The following is a 2,935-nucleotide window of genomic DNA, read 5'->3' as shown; positions in this document are numbered from 1 at the left end:
GATATAAGGTTGCATCAAATTCCCACCATTAACTGCTGCACTGACCGCTGTTACTAACTGAATTGGCGTGACAGAGTTCCCTTGTCCAAATGAAGAAGTTGCTAACTCAACATTTCCAATATTATCAGGATTAAAAATAATCCCTTGTGATTCTCCAAGCATATCAACCCCCGTTTTTTCATTGAATCCATATGCTTTTATATATTCAAATAATTTCTCTTTACCAAGTCTCATTCCGAGTTCAATGAATCCCGGGTTACAAGAATTCATAATGACTTCAAGCATCGATTGATCGCCATGACCCCCTGCTTTCCAGTCACGTATTCTGACACCATCAACCATTGCATATCCGGGATCAAAGAATCGATCTTCAAGAGTCATCACCCCTTCTTCTAGGGCTGCTGAGAACGTTACAATTTTAAATGTTGAACCTGGTTCATACGTTGACCAAATCGGTAAGTTACGATTAAAAATCTCTTGATCATAGTCCTGATAATTTTCTGGTTCATATGTTGGACGTGACGATAAAGCCAAAATCTCTCCTGTTTTCGGATCCATAATAATCCCAATCATTTGATCTGGATCATATTTTGCCACAGCATTATCAAATTCTCGATCAAGAATTTGTTGTAAATGCAAATCAATCGTCAATTCAATATCTAATCCACGAGATGCAGGGGAATAAGAATCTGAAAACTGTGGAAGTGGATTCCCTTTTGCATCTGAAAAGTATTGCCAGACCCCATTAGCTCCCATTAAATAATCATTATAAACATACTCAAGTCCTGTAATTCCTTGATTATCAATTCCTGTAAATCCAATGGTTTGAGCGAGCAAACTTCCATATGGATAACTACGTTTGACATCATTAACTAAGTAAACCCCATCTAAATTCGCTTCCTGAATCGCAACCACTTGCTCGTTTGATAACTTTCTTCCTTCTGGTTGAATTCTTTCGACTGAAACTCGGTGCGTGACATGTCGATTAGCCTCTTCAACCGACACACCTAATATTTCAGCTAATACCTCAGAAGTATGCTCAACATCTGTTACCTGCCTTGGAATAACAATCACAGATGGCGCTACTTCATTACCAACAATCACTTCGTGATTACGATCATAAATAATTCCTCTTTGTCCCTCTATCGGTAAATTCCGTGACCAAAGTTCTTCTGCTTTTTGTACCAATTCATTTGAGTCAAAAATTTGCAAGTAACCAAGTCGAATAAATAATGCTATAAAATAAATTAGTACAATTGATAAAAAGATAAGTAATCGTCGTTGTATGACTCCTGCTTGTTTCATCCATTGCTCCCCCTTCATGTAAAATTTAATATGACAATTATGATCACTTTGAACCTACATAATAACTATATGAGTCTTTTTCTTAGTAAATACGTAATCGTCTCTACACATTACTTTTTTATTCAACTTTATTACAATTCTATTTAATTTATGCAGAATTTAAATAAAAAAAAGCCTAATAACGCTATTCAAAGCGTTATTAGGCTAAAATTTAGTCATTTACTGGTTCATTTTCTTGAGATATTTCTATCTCGGCAGAAGAATCTTCAGATTCGTTTTCTTCATGCGCCTCTTCTGTCACATTTTGAGATGGGGTTTTCGTCAACTCAATCACAATCTCAGTAGTAGACTGAATCTTTTGTTCAGGAGCTAATGATTGCGATGTCACAAATCCTTCTCCATTAAAGGTAACCTTTAATGAAGCTAATTCAGCAAAACGAACGACTTCATCTTTCGTCCAACCTTCAAAATTAGGTAATTCATATGTTTTACCTGTTTGTAAAAAGACTTTACTCCCACTCACCACTATATTTCCTGCTGAAGGAGATTGTGCAAAAACTTGATTTCCTGATCCAATCACAATCGGTTGCAAACCAGCCTCAATCAAACGTTGACTGGCCACTTCAACATTTTGATTAATGTATTGATTCACTTCAACATTTTGATAGACATCTTCAATGTTTGAAATAGGTGTTTTTTCTGCTCCTAAATACGTTAATCCTGTTTGCATGACGTAACGGTAAATTTGTCCAAGTTGGTCGTGTCCACCTGTTTCAGGTCTTGACATGGCCACATACATCACAAGCTCTGGATCATCTGCAGGTGCAAATCCGATATAACTATACAAATATTCATTAGCAAGATATCCATTAGCACCATCCGCAATCTGAGCCGTTCCGGTTTTCCCACCACTTGTAAAACCATCTAAACTATAAGCAAGACGTCCTGAACCATCTTCCTCGGCTACAACACCAACCATCAAATCTTTTACTTGTTTTGCCGTTTGTGCCGTAATAGGATTATCTAGCTTAATCGGCTCAAATTGATAAACATCTTTTTCCTGATTAGGATCATAAACACGTTCAATCAGTTGAGGTTGAATTAACTGTCCTTCATTTAAAATAGCTGTAATGGCCTGAATATGTTGAATCGGAGTCGTTAAAATCCCTTGACCAAATCCAGCTGTTATTTTTTGTGTCACATCCCAATCAGTCGGTAATGTTCCTGCTGATTCACTTGGTAAGGGTAATCCTACTTGACTTCCAAAACCGAATTTTTCAAGATATTCAATATTCGTCTCAGGCGTAATTCCATTCGTTAAAAGATCGATAATTGCCGTATTTGACGAACGATAGAACCCCTGATCGTAGGTAATCGTCCCCCAAGTCTGGGTCCAATCTCGTATAGTAGAACCATTCACTAAGCGTGATCCCGATTGAAAGTACTGACTTCCATTATATTTTCCTTCATTAATAGCAGCAGCATAGGTATAAATCTTCATCGTCGATCCCGGTTCAAATGAATCAGAGATCACTGGATTATTATAATTTTCAATATCTCTTATATTAGGATCAAAACTTGAACGGCTTCCCATTGCCAAAATCTCTCCTGTTTTAGGATTAGCGACAAC

General features: G+C 37.0%; 2 protein-coding genes. Both read right to left on the bottom strand.

Features of this window, described 5'->3' with window-relative positions; translation table 11 throughout:
• A partial coding sequence (locus tag QWC74_RS10285; protein WP_288994011.1) for a penicillin-binding protein 2 occupies window positions 1–1,305 on the bottom strand: 1,305 nt, incomplete at its 3' end.
• A gap of 211 nt (window positions 1,306–1,516) precedes the next feature.
• Window positions 1,517–2,935, bottom strand: a 1,419-nt coding sequence (locus QWC74_RS10280; RefSeq protein WP_288994010.1) for a penicillin-binding protein, incomplete at its 5' end; no start/stop codon positions are given.

It is taken from the genome of uncultured Turicibacter sp., assembly GCF_938044715.1.
Classification (GTDB): Bacteria; Bacillota_I; Bacilli_A; order MOL361; family Turicibacteraceae; genus Turicibacter; species Turicibacter sanguinis.
The sequence above is the reverse complement of the archived record's forward strand: the minus strand, read 5'-3'. Positions and strand labels throughout refer to the sequence as shown.